This is a genomic window from Thalassoglobus neptunius (genome assembly GCF_007859735.1).
GTDB lineage: Bacteria > Planctomycetota > Planctomycetia > Planctomycetales > Planctomycetaceae > Thalassoglobus > Thalassoglobus neptunius.
This window is the reverse complement of sequence record NZ_SIHI01000001.1, coordinates 1,220,236-1,237,797: the sequence shown is the minus strand read 5'-3', so window position 1 is coordinate 1,237,797 and position 17,562 is coordinate 1,220,236. Positions and strand designations below refer to the sequence as shown.

17 protein-coding genes are annotated in these 17,562 nt (G+C 53.7%); 9 read left to right on the top strand and 8 right to left on the bottom strand.

The features are described from left to right. Positions 1–93: 93 nt before the first annotated feature. Both KOR42_RS05025 and KOR42_RS05020 read right to left on the bottom strand, forming a co-directional pair. Complete coding sequence (locus KOR42_RS05025) at positions 94–834, bottom strand: PEP-CTERM sorting domain-containing protein (protein ID WP_146507558.1); 741 nt, start codon at positions 832–834, stop codon at positions 94–96. 154 nt (positions 835–988) lie between these two features. Beyond that, positions 989–1,543, bottom strand: a complete 555-nt coding sequence (locus KOR42_RS05020) for a phage integrase N-terminal SAM-like domain-containing protein (protein ID WP_146507556.1) — start codon at positions 1,541–1,543, stop codon at positions 989–991. Positions 1,544–1,693: 150 nt separating this feature from the next. Between KOR42_RS05020 and KOR42_RS05015 the strand changes: the two genes are divergently transcribed. Further along, positions 1,694–2,125 (top strand): hypothetical protein, encoded by a 432-nt coding sequence (locus tag KOR42_RS05015; protein ID WP_146507553.1) that lies wholly within the window; start codon positions 1,694–1,696, stop codon positions 2,123–2,125. 699 nt (positions 2,126–2,824) lie between these two features. Continuing rightward, entirely contained in the window at positions 2,825–3,274 is a 450-nt protein-coding gene (locus KOR42_RS05010; RefSeq protein ID WP_146507551.1) for a hypothetical protein, read from the top strand. Here the strand turns inward: KOR42_RS05010 and KOR42_RS05005 are convergent. From KOR42_RS05005 to KOR42_RS26450, 4 genes are all read right to left on the bottom strand, one after another. Next, positions 3,249–3,512 (bottom strand): hypothetical protein, encoded by a 264-nt coding sequence (locus KOR42_RS05005; protein WP_146507549.1) that lies wholly within the window; start codon positions 3,510–3,512, stop codon positions 3,249–3,251. The genes KOR42_RS05010 and KOR42_RS05005 overlap by 26 nt on opposite strands. 65 nt (positions 3,513–3,577) lie before the next feature. Then, positions 3,578–4,654 (bottom strand): DNA adenine methylase, encoded by a 1,077-nt coding sequence (locus KOR42_RS05000; protein WP_146507547.1) that lies wholly within the window; start codon positions 4,652–4,654, stop codon positions 3,578–3,580. A gap of 173 nt (positions 4,655–4,827) precedes the next feature. Further along, positions 4,828–5,130 carry a hypothetical protein gene (locus tag KOR42_RS04995; RefSeq protein ID WP_146507546.1) on the bottom strand — a complete coding sequence of 101 codons (303 nt, stop codon included), beginning with the start codon at positions 5,128–5,130 and terminating at the stop codon, positions 4,828–4,830. 28 nt (positions 5,131–5,158) lie between these two features. Then, positions 5,159–5,329 (bottom strand): hypothetical protein, encoded by a 171-nt coding sequence (locus KOR42_RS26450; protein WP_197440875.1) that lies wholly within the window; start codon positions 5,327–5,329, stop codon positions 5,159–5,161. A 121-nt stretch (positions 5,330–5,450) separates the two neighbouring features. Between KOR42_RS26450 and KOR42_RS04990 the strand changes: the two genes are divergently transcribed. Further along, positions 5,451–5,684 (top strand): hypothetical protein, encoded by a 234-nt coding sequence (locus KOR42_RS04990; RefSeq protein WP_146507543.1) that lies wholly within the window; start codon positions 5,451–5,453, stop codon positions 5,682–5,684. 441 nt (positions 5,685–6,125) lie between these two features. On the opposite strand, the gene KOR42_RS04980 is transcribed toward KOR42_RS04990, so the two are convergent. Continuing rightward, entirely contained in the window at positions 6,126–7,016 is an 891-nt protein-coding gene (locus tag KOR42_RS04980; RefSeq protein WP_146507541.1) for an AraC family transcriptional regulator, read from the bottom strand. Between the two features lie 174 nt (positions 7,017–7,190). Here KOR42_RS04980 and KOR42_RS04975 point away from each other — a divergent pair, with 174 nt between their 5' ends. From KOR42_RS04975 to KOR42_RS04955, 5 genes are all read left to right on the top strand, one after another. Next, the gene (locus tag KOR42_RS04975) at positions 7,191–8,141 is read left to right on the top strand and encodes an aldo/keto reductase (protein ID WP_146507540.1); all 951 of its coding nucleotides are present in this window, start codon (positions 7,191–7,193) and stop codon (positions 8,139–8,141) included. 141 nt (positions 8,142–8,282) lie between these two features. Continuing rightward, positions 8,283–9,308, top strand: coding sequence for a zinc-binding alcohol dehydrogenase family protein (locus KOR42_RS04970; RefSeq protein ID WP_146507538.1), 1,026 nt, complete (start codon positions 8,283–8,285; stop codon positions 9,306–9,308). 55 nt (positions 9,309–9,363) lie between these two features. Then, entirely contained in the window at positions 9,364–10,182 is an 819-nt protein-coding gene (locus KOR42_RS04965) for a sugar phosphate isomerase/epimerase family protein (protein WP_146507536.1), read from the top strand. Positions 10,183–10,232: 50 nt separating this feature from the next. Then, positions 10,233–11,507, top strand: a complete 1,275-nt coding sequence (locus tag KOR42_RS04960; protein ID WP_146507534.1) for a tagaturonate epimerase family protein — start codon at positions 10,233–10,235, stop codon at positions 11,505–11,507. A gap of 119 nt (positions 11,508–11,626) precedes the next feature. Beyond that, the gene (locus KOR42_RS04955) at positions 11,627–15,592 is read left to right on the top strand and encodes a PVC-type heme-binding CxxCH protein (RefSeq protein WP_146507532.1); all 3,966 of its coding nucleotides are present in this window, start codon (positions 11,627–11,629) and stop codon (positions 15,590–15,592) included. Between the two features lie 219 nt (positions 15,593–15,811). On the opposite strand, the gene KOR42_RS04950 is transcribed toward KOR42_RS04955, so the two are convergent. Next, complete coding sequence (locus KOR42_RS04950) at positions 15,812–16,297, bottom strand: SRPBCC domain-containing protein (protein ID WP_261342047.1); 486 nt, start codon at positions 16,295–16,297, stop codon at positions 15,812–15,814. A 236-nt stretch (positions 16,298–16,533) separates the two neighbouring features. On the opposite strand from KOR42_RS04950, the gene KOR42_RS04945 reads away from it, so the two are divergent. Continuing rightward, a complete protein-coding gene (locus tag KOR42_RS04945; RefSeq protein WP_146507528.1) occupies positions 16,534–17,235 on the top strand; it encodes a helix-turn-helix transcriptional regulator in 702 nt (233 codons plus the stop codon). Positions 17,236–17,562 lie beyond the last annotated feature (327 nt).

The following is a 17,562-nucleotide window of genomic DNA, read 5'->3' as shown; positions in this document are numbered from 1 at the left end:
TTGATCAAAGAGTTCTGTCTAACTCTTGATTTACGGAAAGAGAATGCTGTGTCATCGCTGAAAGTGGCACGGTTGAGATCAGCAGGGATCGACTTAGGCATTTCGACGTCGTGAAGCTCCCAGCAGGCTGATGGCTCCGACACCAAACAGGACCATTGACGTCGGTTCGGGGACGGGAGCGGGAGAGAGTGTGAACTCGAACGTTCCGCTGGCACTGCCGGGATGTGTTGTTTCCACGCCGTTGACGTCGACGAAGTGACGGACATCCCAAATATCAAAGTACAGCTGAAATCCACTTCCACTTCGGGCGAGTCCGGATCCAGAAAACGTTTGCGTCGTATTCACGTCGCCGGGACTGTCGATCTCCAAAAGCCGAGTTCCATTGAGGTCCTCCAGGAAGGAGAGAACAACTCCTGGTCGGCCGAGTCCGTGATCGAGTCCGGTGTCGGGCCAGTCGATCGAGATGTCGAGCGACCAGCTCATGTCGCGAGTCAGATCGAAATCAACGATCAGCAGTGAGTTCGTGAGATCGATGTCGATCGGACGATTGGAATCGAACGAGGAGCTGATCGTCCAGGTGTCGCCCGTTTGAGTGATCGAGGTGTCCATCGACGCAGACGCATCGCCGTCGGTATCAGACGTCGAAATGATCGTTCCGTCAGTCGGTGGTGGAGTCAGAACGGTCTCGTCGACCGGAAACACAAAGAACGTCGCATTGGAACCCTGACGAAGGTTGTTGAACACGACATCCGCGAAGGCCGAGTGAGAGAGTGAGCAGAGACATCCGAAAGCAAGCAGCGTTGAAGAGAGTTTGAGACCACAGTTGCGCATCATGGGAGACCCTTTTCTCAACAGAGGTGTGGAACGAAGCTGGCCTCCATCAACATACTTCGCGGCAGGGACTCTGTGCAAGGAATTCGACGCAGAACTGACAATGAGAGGCACTGTCAGTTCTGCGTCGTTATACGCTCGGAAGTGAATTTGATGATCAGGAGTGGCTGGCGATCATTTGGTGGTGCCAGTTCCAGAGGTCGATTTCTTCTTGAGTCGCAGCCCTGACGTTGATCATCTCTTTCTCGATGTCAATATCTTTCATTCGTAACGATACCGCTTCACCGATCCGCAGTCCGCACCCATAGAGAATCTGGCCGATCAATCTGTCACGCCCCTGGAGTTCCTGGAGCAGGCGTGACACTTCTGAGGGAGACAGGATGGTTGGTGACCGCTGTGGGCGTTTCGCTCGCAGGGCATTGACGTTTCCGATCATGACATGAAGCACTTCCCGGTACAGGAATAAGACCGATTGGAAGGCGACGTTTGGGGATGTCGCAGAGACGTGACGCGTGACGGCTAAATCCGTCAGCCATGCTTCAACATGGTCTCGACCGCAGTCGCCTGGATGAATCCACGTCCCGTTTGCCTTGCGTAGCCAAAGGACATATTGCTCGCACCAGTGGCGATAGGTGCGTGCCGATTCCCTGGAATACCCTTTTCGTCGACAGACGATTTTGATCTGATCGAGCAGCGCAGACTTCAGCGCCATTGTGCTCACCTTTTACTGGAAAAGGTGGCTCCGTCCCGGTAAAATCCTGCGCGCAGTTAAATTACAGCGCAGTTGAATAACAAGTTCGTCGGACTGAGCGCCCGCTCGACTACTACTTCTAGCCGAACTCTCGCGGAAGGAGCCTAACAGATGGAAAAGTGCTACAAACCCATCATCGTAATGACACTGGGAGTGCTCGCTGTTTGCGTAAGCGTGTTTGGTAGCGACGGACAAACGCTGCCATCACCCCACTACCTTGAGGACGACGTTCAATATTTCCCTCCAGGTCCAGAAATCAAGCTCGAAGCAGCCTCGAAGGAACACAGTTCCGTTCTGGGTGACTTGCTCTTCACGGATGTTGTGTCTGTACACTTCATCGGTCCTGGACATCCCGCCAATCCAGATGGCTCGTTCGGCGGATTGGCCGCAGGTGATGACGGTACGCAGATGCGGATTTACCAACGGTATATTGTCCTGGACGCCACGGATGCAGATGGCACTACGTTTCGGACGCTCCATGCCTACGACCAAATTGGAAATATCGACCAGCGACTTCCCAAGCACGATACGATGGCGAACTGACGCATGCCCTGAAATGCGCAGGTCACACGAAACGCCGACGAACCATCGGATGCACGCGAGGCGGGCTTGCGTGCGGATTCAAATGGACGATCACTTGTCCCGCCCGCGTGATCCGTAACGTTCGCCTACAGCCCTTTGTCGGTAACTTTCCTTGGCCTCACAACGGTCAAACTGTTAGCGGTGGTTTTTCGTTTACTAAACGGCTCGCTGTTGCGTTTGAAACAATATTTGCAACAATCGACCGAAGAGCTTCTAAAGCTTCCGCACTCTGGAGAAATTCGATGGCAAAGACTCTCACATATCGAATGCCGATTTGGTTTCCATGCTTCTTGTCAGCGCTCGTTGCGTTCGCGCTCAGCATCAAACCAGCAATGACACTCCCGACGCTTCCCGTAGAGTCCGGACTTCAGGAAGTATCCCCAGTAATGGCCGTGCTTGCCTTCACAGTACTAGGCGGTTTATGGGGATTGGTGATTTCATGCGCGATTGCCAGGAAGTCAAATCCCCAAACCAGTGGAAAATCCGGCGAATAACAAAGGCATGAACGCGGAGCCGCCGGTCACGCGTTTTCAAAATGGAAGATCAACCGCGCCGGCCCGGCGGAAATTGAAGTCAACGTCACTGGCGGCAACCCGGTGATTTTACACGTTATTCCGCAACACGACACAGTTTCAAAATTCAATACGTAAGGACGCCACTATGTTTCGCGTGATTCCAGTTCTCGCTTTAGTTTTTTCCAGCTCCACCATTGACGCCGCCGAAACGTTGCGTGATTCGCTTTGGCGTGTCACCTCCGTCGAACGCAACGGCAAGCCTTCTGATGACTTCACGGGGACGGAATCAACCAACGGACGAGTGACCGCAGAATACACTTTGGGCAGCGTTCACTTCGCCAAAGGCAAGCTTACGTTCCGGTTGGTGACGGAAGCACAACCATGGAACGTTCAGGAGCTTGTCACAAAAACAAGTCGCCTTCCTGCGGGGCAAAATGGACGTTTTCGGGGCACAGTTTTGGGGAAGCAAACGGATTTCCGCTACACCATAGTCGACGATGTGCTTGTGCTCACCGTACTTGACTCGCCCAGTTCCCTCGTCATCAAGGCCAAGCCATTCCACGCAAAATCTACCAAGCAACGACTTGCCCCATAGGCAGCGGCATAACAAAATGATGCAGCGGAGTTGTGGTCCGCCCGTAGTCTGAAATCCACGTCAACAGCCACAACCCGCTGATCATGGTCGTTGAACCATCTCGTCGTTCGACACGATTGTCGACAATCAGATCAATGCACTTTCCTGCTCCGACCCTGCACACCGCTGTGAGTTTTCCTTCGACGGCACTCCTCAATTGCATGGCCTGGAATTGGTCAGCTTCCTTTCGCTCTATCACTTGTAGCTCACCTCGGATGTATTCGAGGCTCAGTGCAGGGGGCGAGGTTTTGGAACACTTCCAAACTACTCACCAACGCACCCCGGTGAGAACCAGATTGTTTCGCGGGATTTGTTTTCTTTCCCGCGGGTGTCTGTCTTCTTGCTGGTGTTGGCCCAGCCTCCGTGGGTTGTCCAGGAGTGCTTGGTCCAGCTGTGATCGCTCACGAGGTTGTCATGTTCGCCCGAATAACCGCAGAGGGCGATTCTGAGTCGGGGATTGCTGCCTGACTGCTGGCACCAGTGATTGACGTCGGCGACGAGCTGGTCGACCTGGCTCTTGTCGTCGTCGCACAGGTAGCAGTCTGTGCGGCCGCGATCGGGATCTGAGATTTCAGTCGCCAGGCCGAGCAGCTGCTGAACTCGGGCCAGACTGTGGGCGTACGGTGGATCCAGAAAGATTCCGGAAATGGAGTTCTTATTGAAGAGTCCCAGCGAGGATGGGGCCGAAACGAGTCGCTGCCAGTCCCCATACAGAATCCGGACGTTGTGGAGTCGTTCGGCCAACGCCCCGAACCAGTCGATCAGTGCCAGTTGACGGGCTCGCTGAGTGCGGTAGACCGGAACACAGACTCCATTGCCACGCATCGAAGGTTTGGACTTCTGCACGCCCTCGAACGCATTCGCGATCTGGCACGATTTGCCCCAGGCATACCAGCCCGCCAGGCGGGGATCGAAGTACTCCGGATCTTGTGCGATCCGATGCTGGGCTCCTTTCACTGCATCGCCTCGGAACAGGTAAGTACTTCGCGCGTGGAGATCGGCTTCCGTGACGGGATGGTGAGCATGCTCCGCGACAGATTCGGGATCGGATTTGATCGCTCTCCAGAAGTTCACGATGTAGTGATTCACATCGTTGAGGGCTTCGTGGGCGACGGGCTCTCTGGCGAGTGTGAGTGCTGCCGAGCCAGCGAATGGTTCTCTCAAAGCAGTGATCTCTCCAAACCGCTCATTGACGATCGGAACAATCGAACTCTTCCCGCCGAAGTACGGGAATGGACAGCGCAGGAGTTTTTTGTCGCTCGCAGTGGTCCTGCGGGTGACAGGTGAGTTGCTCAATTGCGAAGACTGGGCAGACCGATGACAGGGAGTGTTGGCAGACATGATGTCGCACTTTCTACCGCGCACACGCGGAATGTAGCGACCTCCTAGCTAGGTCAACATGTTTCGCGTTAGGGACTGTCATCGGTTGCCCCCGGTGACAGTCCTGCTCGAAGCTGGGCGTGCACGATCTGACTACTGCGACGGGGCAGTCAATAGAATTCTAGAGTCGCCGATCAATTATTTGCGAGTTGCTCAAGCAGCGGCTGCAGGACTTCTCGCAAGAGGTCGGTCACGTAGACCGGTCGCGACGAGGTGCCGCTCGATTTGGTGCCGATCGACGATCGACGCGAGGCTTCAAGTTCCAGGAGGCGATACTCCTCCCGGGTGATCATCAGGCTGATCTGCTTCTTGAGCTTCAGAGATCGGCTGCGAGGTTTCTTCGAAGGCTTCATCTCCGCTGGCTCCGGATCGAAGTCATCATCCCAGGCTCGACCATCATCCAACGGACCTTCACTACTCTGGACTCTCCGGACCATCTGACCTTCCTTTGTCGGTGCTGTGTTGTCAGGCGAACACTGATGTGTTCGACCGCGTTCGCTCTGCGAACGTCTTGACATCGCCCCTGACGTAGTGGCAGGGTTGTTCTTCCTTGAACGTGCGATGAAACGGGTCGGGATGGTCCGGAGTCACTGCCGAGATCTGCACGAGGCGGATCGCTGACGCAGTGACTTTCATCGTATCGACTCAACTCCCAGCGTCGAGGTTGTTTTCGTCTCAATCGCCATGATGGCATGCCTCATTGACTTCGTATGTGTTCGCTGTGAGAGCGAACCTGAACACCCACGGAAGGGAAATCATGAACGAACAACCCAAGTCGGTTTTGACCTCGAAAACTCTCTGGGCGAATCTGATCGTGTTCGCTGTCTTTGCCGTCGGCTCGATTCTGGAGGCGATCAATTCCGGTGGGCTGCCGGATGAATTTGCAGGCTACGCCCTGCCGATCGTCCTGATTCTGAATGTCATCCTGCGATTGCTGACCTCGCAACCGCTCGATCTCTCACTGCTGAATCTGTTCAAGTCCGACCGCTGATCTCCGGATCTGCGTCGGCCTGTATTTGTGTAGATCTACACGACTGTAGACATCGGTCAGAAAACGTAGCGCTCGACGGAGAGGGTGTGACGGAATAAAAGCGTAGCGCCCAGATGATCACTTGTTGTCAGGTGTTCAGACTTTTGGTTTTCACCATTTGTTTGAACTGATCACCAAATCGAGCGAAGCCATGATCTATGTGGCTTCCATTGGTCGCATGCTCCGCCGCTTAGCTCCTTCACCCAACCAAGCTCCGTTCAAATACCGACTTACAGCATGAAGAGGATTCCGGATAGGCTCTTAGACACTCAGTTTTCAAACTGGCGATGACATTCAGCGTCTCATCTCACAGATCACACTGCAATCACGCGGAAGACATTCACCGACGACTTCTGAAACTGCAAGCACTTTGCATGAACGACTCACGGCTGCGGGAACATTCTATCGTCGCGCCCGCAGAAGATCAGTCGGGGCGATTCCGTAAACTCGTTTGAACGACCGCGAGAAGCGAAACGGGTCTCCAAAATTCAACTTCGCTGCCACTTCTTTGACCAGCAGCCCCTCGTTCATCAGCAATCCTGCGGCGTAATTCATTTTCTTTCTCAGCAAATATTGATATGCCCCGCAATCCGAAAACCGACTGAACAGTCGCGAAAGATGCACAGGAGTCAGCTGGCACTCATGAGCCACATCTTGTGCCGAATCCAGTTGCAGGAACTTTTCGTCAATGAGTTGGCGAACCCGTTCAAAGGTGAAATACGCCTGCGGCATCGAGTTCTCTTGCGGGAGACTGACCTCCTGAACCTTCAGAAGCAACAACTGCGTGAGCGAGTTGCAGATCGGCGTCACCATTGGCCCGTTGTTGAGTCCGTTGCGAACGAGCAATTCGTAGATTTCAGCAATCTCGTGAACGCGACCGACAGTCAATGCCACGAAGCGCTGCGATGTTGACCTCAACTTCGATTCCTCAAGCATTTGAATTGCCTGAGTTCCAACGAAATCGACATAGAACTTTCGCATCACGTTGTCGCTGTGACTTCGAATGGTGTGCGAAGTTCCCGGTCCGTAAGCAAAAATCACTCTCGGAGCCAACCGAAACGTGCCCCCATCCAGAAGCAAAGTCCCTTCGCCTTCGGAGACGAATTCAACAGCGAAGTAAGGAAAATCCTCGCGGTCGACAACGTATTCAGGACGGGTCGTTTCGACGCCTCCGCAGACGACATCGAACGGACTCTCGTGAACAGGATTCAGATTCAGGAAGAAACGTCTCGCTTCTGTGACTTGCTTGGAGACGAACTCGGGAAGCGCTGACTGTGCTGACGAACTGGACATCTCTCGATGTTAAAAATTGACATCCAAATGTAAAGTCTAGCCATTCAAGTTTGTTGATCGATTGGCATAATTTCACCACAGTTCGGACAATGTCGGTTTCAGATGGCAGCTGCGACGATTCTCCGAAATTCAAACACCGCATCCCGCATCTCTTCAAACGAATGTAACCAGATCATGGAAAAACGACCTCTGGGCAAAACTGGAATCGAGTTGACGAAACTCTCCTTCGGAGCCTCGTCACTCGGGCAGGAGTTTCGACAAATCGACCTCGACGAGGCGTTTCGCAGCGTTCATGTCGCGATCGAACGCGGGATGAACTTCATTGACACCTCGCCGTTTTACGGTCGCGGAATGAGCGAAATGCTTCTGGGCCGCGTCCTTCCGGGACTTCCGCGTGATTCATACTACCTGGGAACTAAACTGGGACGCTACGCCGGTCAGCACTTTGACTTCAGCGCCCGTCGAGTTGAGGAAAGTGTCGATATTTCGCTCGAACGAATGAAAGTCGATCACCTCGATATCGTTCTCTGCCACGATCTGGAATTCGTCGAGATGTCTCAAATCGTCAACGAGACACTGCCCGCTCTGCGGAAACAAGTTGAGAAAGGGAAGGTCCGCTTTATCGGGGTCAGTGGCTACCCGATGAAGATGTTCAAATACGTTCTCGCCAACAGCGACATTGGCGTTCTGCTCACATACAATCACTACACGCTCCAAAACGACATGGCACTCGAGCTTGTCCCGATCTGCAAAGACAAGGGGGTCGGGTTGATGAATGCAGCTCCGTTCTCAGCCCGTTTGCTCACCGGTGCACCACTTCCCGAATGGCACAAAGCCACCCCGAAAGTCCGCGAGATCGCCAAACAAGCTGCTGACCACTGCAAAGAACACGGTTCCGACATCGCCAAACTGGCTTTGCAGTTTTCGCTCGCCAATCCCGACTTCACAACCTGTGTCACGGGATCGGCCAACCCGAATCGTGTCTCCCAGTGGGTTGACTGGTCGGAAGAAACAATCGACGAAGCGTTACTCACTGACGTTCTTAAGATCTTAAAGCCGATCCACAACTGGTTCTACATCGAAGGACGTCCCGAAAACAATGACTCCCCAGTCGTCGACGCATAGATGATTTTCATGATTGCTGTGCATTCACAGCAACGTCGCTCTCTCGATGAACGTTGCTTTGAGTTGCACGAATCGCTCCAAGTTCAAGACGAATTTCCATTCAACACATTCCACTGAGACGCATTTCCTTCGGAGTTCATCATGAAAGCCATCCAACTCGCTCAGCCCAAACACTTTCAAAAGATTGACATTGAAGAACCCGCACCTCCCGGTCCCGGTCAGGCTGTCGTGCGGACCCATCGGATGGGAATCTGTGGAACCGACTACAGTGGCTATCTCGGCAAGATGCCTTTCTTCAGCTATCCCCGAATTCCCGGCCACGAACTTGGTGTCGAAGTTTTGGAGGTCGGAGATGATGTCACAAATGTCAAACCCGGAGACCGCTGCAGCGTCGAACCGTATATGAACTGCGGAGAGTGCTATGCGTGCCGGAAGGGACAGGGAAACTGCTGTGAAAAGCTGAATGTGATCGGAGTCATGGTCGATGGGGGACTGTGCGAGAAGTTTCTCATCCGAGCCGACAAACTGCATACTTCCGAAACGCTCACATTCGAGCAGCTGGCACTGGTCGAAACACTCGGAATCGGCTGCCACGCCTGCGATCGTGGTGCTCCGCAGGAAGGTGATCATGTGCTGATCATCGGAGCCGGCCCGATCGGTCTGGCAACTCTGGAATTCACTCGTCTGACGGGTGCGACCATCACCGTGATGGACATGGTCGAGTCGCGACTTCAATTCTGCCGCGACACTTATGGCGTTCCTCACACGATTCAGTTCAAAGGCGACGGCTCAGAACTCGAACAGATCGCCGAGATCACCAATGGCGACAAATACGCTGTCGTCACCGATGCCACCGGGCACAACGGTTCGATGTCAAATGCCCTCCAGTACGTGGCCCACACCGGTTCGCTTGTCTATGTCGGAATCACAACCGCTGAGATTTCCTTCCCGCATCCTGCACTTCACAAACCGGAAATGACAATCAAAGGCTCTCGCAACGCCTTGCCAAGTGACTTCACCCGGATCATTCGACTCATCGAAGACGGAACGATTAACACCGACCCGTGGATCACTCACCGAACATCATTCGACGATGTCATCGATCAGTTCGAGACATTTACCAAACCGGAATCCGGAGTCATTAAAGCTGTCATTGAAGTCGCCTGAGTCCCACCCGCCCCCAACTATCAATCGTTGAAACTCCCAAGCTGAAAGATAAACAATGATTCAGTCAGCCATTACTGTCAGTCTTGTCGAAGAAGCCCGAGGTGGTCCGTTCGTTTTCTGGGACGGAATCGCAGACGCCTGTGAGCATGCTTCGAACCTCGGATTCGACGCCATCGAAATCTTCGCCCCCTCTCACGATACTGTTGATCGTGCTGAACTGAAGGGGTTGCTTGAGAAGTTCAATCTCAACGTCGCCGCCGTCGGAACCGGCGCCGGAATGGTCAAACACGGACTGAACCTGACGGACCCAGACCAGTCTCGACGTGAATCGGCCAAAGACTTCATTCGCCAGATGATCGACTTCGGCGGTGAGTTCAATGCTCCAGCCATCATCGGCTCGATGCAGGGACGATGGGGAGGCGACCTCAGCCGAAACGATGCACTGTCTCTTCTGGCAGAAGCTCTGAACGAGCTGGGAGAGTACGCCGCAAAGAAAAATGTTCCTCTGATTTACGAGCCACTCAATCGATACGAAACCAATCTCATTACGACAATCGCTGATGGGGTCGAATTCCTGAAAACCCTGTCGACGAAGAATGTCAAACTCCTCGCCGATCTCTTCCACATGAATATCGAAGAAGCGGATCTCGCTGAAGCTATTCGATCTGGCCGCGGATATATCGGTCACGTGCACTTCGTCGACTCGAATCGACAAGCAACAGGCCGCGGGCACATGGACTTCGCCCCCATCGCTGCCGCAATGATTGAGACAGAATTCGACGGCTACGCATCTGCAGAAGCGTTTCCGATTCCGGACTCGCGAACTACCGCAGAGAAAACCATCGAAGCGTTTCAAACATATTTCCGCAGCTAATTCCGCCCTCTCCATCAGGCGAACTTTCCACATTACAAAGTGAGATCACGATGAGCGAACAGCAAAAATGCACGACTCTTGGATTGTCTCCAAGCTTTGGTTTCGGTGACCGCATCGGACTGGCAACTCCCGGTCACGTTGAAGCGATGAAACGATCCGGAAGCGGAATCGAACCCATCTTCCCACAGCAGTCCATTCGCGAAATGACGCGTACCCAAAGAACCGCGCAACAGGTCATGGACGATGCTCTCAACGGAGCCAAACAAGCTGGCTGGGACGGACGAATCGGAGCCGATGCCGACCATCTCAAAACTCCCGACGATGTCGATGTGACCGCTGCCGTGGGGTTCACGTTTTTCACGATCGATCCTTCTGATGACGTCGACCAGAAAGCTGATGACTACGACGAATCGACACTGCGAGAGAAATTCGAGTCTATTCGCGAGTCTGCTGCCTGGTACGACAACTATATTGGCAAGACGATTGATTTGCCAACCGGATCAACGATCGAGTTGAACGAACAGGCATGCATGCGGGCGGCAGTCAAATACGGCTCCGCCATCAAACGAGCATTGTCGCTTGGGGACTACATCAAGAAAGTTCACAGCGACAAAGGGGCTGATTACGAGATCGAACTCTCCGTCGATGAGACCGACCAACCGACGACCCTTGCCGAACACTACATCATCGCCGATCAATGTCTCCAAGGGGGCATGAAGCTGGTCAGCCTGGCTCCTCGCTTCATCGGTGAACTCGAAAAAGGAGTCGACTATAAAGGCGACGTCAAAGCACTCGACAAGTCTTTGCACGACCATGCTGCAATTGCTGAACTGCTCGGCCCTTACAAATTGAGTCTGCACTCGGGGTCCGACAAGTTGTCGATGTACGGCGTTCTCGCTCGGGCAACTCGAGGACGATTCCATGTCAAAACAGCCGGAACGAGCTATCTCGAAGCGCTTCGCGTCGTTGCTCGCCACGACGAAGCTCTCTTCCGACGAATCGTTCAATTTGGTCGCGAAAGATACGATGTCGACAAAGCGACCTATCACGTCTCAGCAACAGTTGACACCGTCACTCCCGGTGACGATCTGAGCACTGAGCAGTTGGAGAAAGTCTACCTCGAGTGCTGGTCCGATGTTCCAAAAGGTGTGGGATTCACGGAACCGGGTCGTCAAATTTTGCACTGCACCTTCGGGTCAACATTGACAGATCCCGAACTCGGACCGGCCGTTCGCGAGGTCCTCGAAGCTCATCCAGAGACCTACAAAGAAGTTCTCGCCGACCACTTCAGCCGACATCTCGAAGCGTTGGCCTCAGGAATGTAAAACTGGAGCGAGCTTGAAAGATGCTCGCCAGTTCAATGAAATAGAGTGTTCCAACTCCGATCTTCTGTCGACAAGTTCGTCAGTTCCTGAATATCGAATCCCGTCGCGAACGAAATATTATGAAAAGAGAAATCTCGAAGCCTATTTCCAGATTGTTCTGCCTCGTCTCAGCAGGAGTTTTTCTGGCGATTGCAAATTCGTATTCAATTGCGGAGAAGGAAGAGGACGCCTCATCCCCATCTGCACCTGAAGTGATCACGACGATCACTCCCAGCGAAACCCAGCAAGCGGATCAAGTCCGACCGGAGTATCTGCAACCGGTCCCCGTCGATGCGGACGCACCTGCCGTTTCACTTCCGATCGAACCGAATCAGGGCGAGACGATCGTCCTTCTGGGAAACACACTGGCTTCGCGGATGGAGCACTTCAATTTCTTCGAGACGGCACTGCAACAGCAGTTTCCGAAGAAGGAAATCACATTTCGAAACATGGGCTTCCCCGGACACACTCCTGCGTTTCGACCGGAAGCAGGACGACCGGATCCGTGGGCCTTTCCAGGAGCAGAGAAATTCCGCCCCGAAATCAATGCTCATCTCGGAATCGGACACTACCCATCACCGGACGAATGGCTGACGATCCTCAAAGCCAACACAATTGTTGCCTTCTTCGGCTTCAATGAATCCTTCGATGGATTGGAGGGAGTGGAAAACTTCAAGAACGAACTCAGAGCGTTTGTCGATCACACGCTGTCTCGTTCCTATACGAGGAACGACACGCAACCTCCGCGACTGATTCTCGCGACTCCGATCGCGATGCAGCAGTTGACCGATTACTTTCTTCCGGATGCTGTGGTGAGAAATCAGATTCTCAAAGCTTACGCGGACGCAGTGAAGGAAGTCGCTACCGAAAAAGAAGTGGGCTACGTCGACCTGTTCACGCCGACACTCGAGTGGTTTCAGAACACTGATGAACCGTTAACGATCAATGGTGTTCATCTCTCAGAGGCGGGTTACCAGAAACTGGCTCCAGTCCTCATGGAACAGCTGTTTGGACAACAAACCGAGCCAGTTAATCCGGGTTCCGTTCTTCATCAGGCAGTTCAGGACAAGTCCTGGTTCTGGAGAAACGACTATCGAATGCTCAATGGCGTTCACGCCTACGGTCGCCGGTGGGCTCCCTATGGAAACTACAACTACCCGGAAGAAATCGAGAAAATTCGCCAGATGACGGTCCTTCGCGACCAGAACATCTGGGCAATCGCACAAGGACGCTCATCGACGCTCGACGTTGATGATTCTCAAACCCGCCCTCTTTCGCCAGTCGAGACGAACTATCAGGTCAGCGAGAAAAACGGAACGCTCGACTTTCTCAAGACCGAAGAAGAAGCCAAAGCGACATTCACGCTTCCCGACGGCTATGACGTTTCCCTGTTTGCTTCAGAGCAGGAGTTCCCAAATCTTGGGAACCCCGCGCAAATGCGTTTCGACAACAAAGGCCGACTTTGGGTGTCGACGCTGCCGAGTTACCCGCACTACAAACCGGGTGACACCAAGCCGAACGACATGTTGTTGATCTATGAAGACACAGACGGAGACGGCCGGGCAGACAAGGAAACGGTCTTTGCCGACGGGCTTCACATGCCCATCGGTTTCGAATTCGGACCGGAAGGTGTTTACCTCTCACAAGAGCCGTATCTGGTTCTGCTCAAAGACAACGATGGCGACGACCGAGCTGACGAAATGGTTTATCTTCTGGACGGTTTCGATCCTCACGACACGCACCACGCCATCTCTGCATTCGATGTCGACAACGGCGGCGGAATCTTCATGTGCGAAGGTCGCTTCCTCCACTCACAAGTGGAAACCCCCTGGGGACCAGAACGGATGACCGACGGCGGAGTCTGGCGTTTCGACCCCGCTTCATGGAAAGTCGAACGTGTGATGCAGTCGGATGTCAACAATCCGTGGGGTGTCGCACACGACGAATACGGTCAAACGGTCGTCAATGATGCTTCCGGAGGAGCTCAATACTGGATGCTTGGCTACTCACTGAAAGTCCCGCACTCCTACGAGATCCCGAAGGTTTCCAAGTTCAATTACGAACACCATACGCGACCGACCTCCGGCGCGGAATTCCTGCATTCACGACACTTCCCTGAAGAAGTTCAGGGAGACTACATGTATGCCAACAGCATCGGATTCCTCGGCATCAAGCAGTATCAAGTCGTCGAAGACGGGGCTGAGATCAAAGGCAAGTTTCGTCAGGACCTGATTCAATCGACCGATGGAAACTTCCGGCCTTGCGATCTAGAAGTCGCTCCTGACGGAAGTCTCTACTTCATCGATTGGCACAACACGCTGATCGGGCACATGCAGCACAGTGCCCGCGATCCGCTCCGAAACTCCAAATACGGTCGCATCTACCGAATCACCCGCAACGACTCGCCGCTCGTCACTCCGCCTCATGTTGCCGGAGCATCGATCGAAGAGTTATTCGAAAACATGAAGCTTCCCGAGTTGAACGCCCGCAAATGGTCTCACCGGGAACTCCGTGCTCGCGATCGAGAAGAAGTTCTCGCCGCTGCGACGCAATTCGCCAGCGAAAACGCTGACAACGAACGGCTTGTGCTCGAAGCTCTCTGGGCAACCTGGGGGCAGCAGTCCCCATCACTGGACCTTCTCAATGCGTGCCTGACTGCGGAAGACCATCGCGTCCGATCCGCTGGCGTGCGAGTCGTCCGGCACTGCCTGCATTTGCTCGACCATCCGGAAACCTACCTGATGCAGGCATCCACTGACGAACACCCCAGAGTTCGCCTCGAAGCCCTCGCTGCTGCGACCTGGCTGGGAGGAAATCAGGGAGCAGAAGTCGTCTTGTCAGTCGCCACGCAACCGACAGATCGCTGGATCAGGAACGCACTCAACAGTGCGATGCAGTCACTCAAACCAGAAGTGGAAGAGCTTCTTGCTGCCGGGCGATTCGAAACGATTGACCTGACCGTCAATCCGGAACAGTTCCTTGCTTCCAAACTTGAAGGGGCATTCAAACCCAAAGACTACAGCACAAAGTCGCGGAAATTCAGAGACAAAGAGTTCCGCCAGGTTTACGAAGTGGGACAAACCGTCTTCTACTCAGAAGGATCATGTGCCACCTGCCATCGTGAGCATGGCGAAGGAATCACCCGAATCTACCCTCCACTGGCTGGCAGTGAATGGGTCACCGGGGACCCGGATCGGCTCATCAAACTGACTCTGCACGGACTCTGGGGAAAGATCCAGGTTCGCGGACAAGTCTTTGAACCGACACAAGGTGTCCCTCCCATGACCGCATTGGGGAACATGTTCACCGATGCCGAAATGGCCAGCGTTCTCACCTACGTTCGAAACAGCTGGGGAAATGACGCGTCCGAGATCAGCGTTGATGACGTCAAACGAATCCGCGAAGAGACACGAAGCCGCCGCCGGTTCTACAATCCTGAAGAACTGATCGAGATGCATCCTTTCCCGGAAGGCAGCCGACCATCACTTGTCGAGGATCAGCTCAAGAACGAAAAACTGGAGCAACAGCTGCTCGCGGAATCCGTCGCTCAACTTGTTCAGGACGCCTGGGAAGCTGGTGATCCACTGGAAGGCGCCAAGATTTTCTATCAGGAAAAGACTGCCTGCGCGACATGCCACGACGCACAGGAAGATTTCCAACTCGGTCCGGAACTGACCGCTGCACGAGAAGGTCTCACCGACGAGTTCCTCATCGAGTCGATTTTGAATCCTTCCAAGTCAATCCTGAAAGGATATCAATCCGTTACGGTCATTACCGATGACGGCCGATTCACATCAGGATATCTCGTCGAACAGACTGACGAAAAAGTCGTTCTGAGTATCGCTGCCGAAAAAGGCAAACTCCGCGAAATCCCCGCCGATCAAATCGAAGAGATCATCGCTTCTCCTCTCTCAACAATGCCCGCCGGTCTCGTCCGGTCACTCGCTGACCGAGAGGAGTTCCTGAATCTGGCGCGATTCGTTTTGGAGGTCAACAAAGGCGGCAAGCGAAAACTGCGTGCTCTCAAGCGAGAAGTCGCACAATAACTCCATCGCGGTTAATAAATTTTGAATCGCTCCTACAGCGATCCTTGAAGGAATCCAATCCTGAAGGAACCCGAACGATGCCCCGATTCCGTTGCCTCCACGTGCAACGGAATCGGTCGGCGCCACACTGATCGATCTCAATTCGAGGTATTGATCACGAAAGAGATCCCTGTGTCACTGCGACTGGCGTCACTGTGACTGCCACACGAGACATTGCGATCACTTCGCGATCAGCTCATCAATACGGCAGTACCCCATTTCCATCGATTCCGTCATACCGGTTGCCAGTGCAGCATCGCGGGCCTCTCTTGATGGGTACTCAACAACTGTGGCGACAGTCGTCCCGGTGTGATCTTCTTGAAAAGTAATCGTGACCACCGCAGTATGGCACATTCCCTCCTCGGAGCGACCTTCTCCATAGTTTTCGTCTTGCACGATTTTCCGCAACGGTTCGATCTCACGAAACTCTCCGGCCAAACCAAACTCCATCCCTTCATCGTCATTTCGAAATCGGTTCTCGTATCTTCCACCGACTCGAAAGTCCATCTCACACACAGGCATCGACCAGCCCGGCGGTCCGAGCATCCAACGGCTCACCAACTCGGGCTCGATGAAGGATTTCCAGACCAGGTCAACAGACGCGTCGAAACTTCTTACGACCTCGACCTCGGTTTCAGAAGGTGTTCTCACGGCAGCGGGCTTCATAATTTTCATCTTTCCTGAATGCAGGCTAACACGGGGATGCGGATCCGTCAGATCAACCCCAGCGAGTTCGTCCGCCAATCGACTGTTGCTGACAGAACATCGCAAAGGTCATTGAGATGCAGACACGCCATGGGTTGATCGCATGGAAGAACTTTACAGAGCCCTGCTGACAGCATACTGTCAGGAGACTGTCAGGAATTCCAAGTTTCCAATCAATCCATCCGCTGGAACGCCGCATGCGCCGAGCCGACCGCCTCTTTCGAATTGTTGAGTACCTCAAGACGCGCCGCGAAGCGGTCACAGGCGAAGAAATCGCACAAGAGATGGAAATCGGCATCCGTACGATCTACCGCGACATCGCCGATTTGAAATCCTCCGGTGTCCCGATAATCGGCGAAGCAGGTGTCGGCTATCTGCTCAGCAAGGACTATCTCGTCAAGCCGCTCATGTTTGATGTCGACGAACTCGATGCCTTGACCCTCGGAGCCCAGATGGTCGAGAGTTGGGGAGACGCAGCCATCGCCCGCTCAGCCCGTAGAGCAATGGAAAAGATCACAGCTGTCCTGCCACCTTCCCTCGCCGAAGACGCCAACCGTTCCGCAGCTTACGCCTGTTCAAGCCGCAGCAAGTTGCCAATCGCAATTGACTTTGCAGCTCTGAGGCGAGCCGTCCGCACCAAACATTGGATCGAAATCCACTACACAGACGAATCCGGAAAAGAGTCCCAACGCCGCATTCGCCCCTTATGCCTCGTCTTCATCGCCCCCGTTTGGCTACTCGCTGCGTGGTGCGAATCACGCCAAGATTTCCGCGAGTTCCGTGTCGATCGAATCACGAATCTGCAAATCACTGACGAACGATTCCCAGACGAAACCGGAAAGACCCTCAAGGATTTACAGAATCAAAAATCATCAAAGTCCTCGCCCAACCAAACATAAATCCGCACTGCCCACCACGACCAACGTCAATGAAATTTCTCCGGCCCATACGTTGCCGAATCCGTAGCGACAGCGTGCGAATGCCAACCGGGTGATGAAACACTTGTTCGTTCTTACCGACCCGTCTTCTCTTCATTGAACGCCTGATTAACTCGTCGGCTAATCGCTACCAGTTTCGCCCTGCGCTTTCGAATGTGAGTTCAACTCTGATTTCAACAGGCCAGCAGAGAGACGAACTGCATAATCGCAAATAAGCCAAAGCAAACACTCGAATTGACGTCGAAGCGAAACGGAACTCTTTCGCGATAGAGTTGGCTCGATATCGCA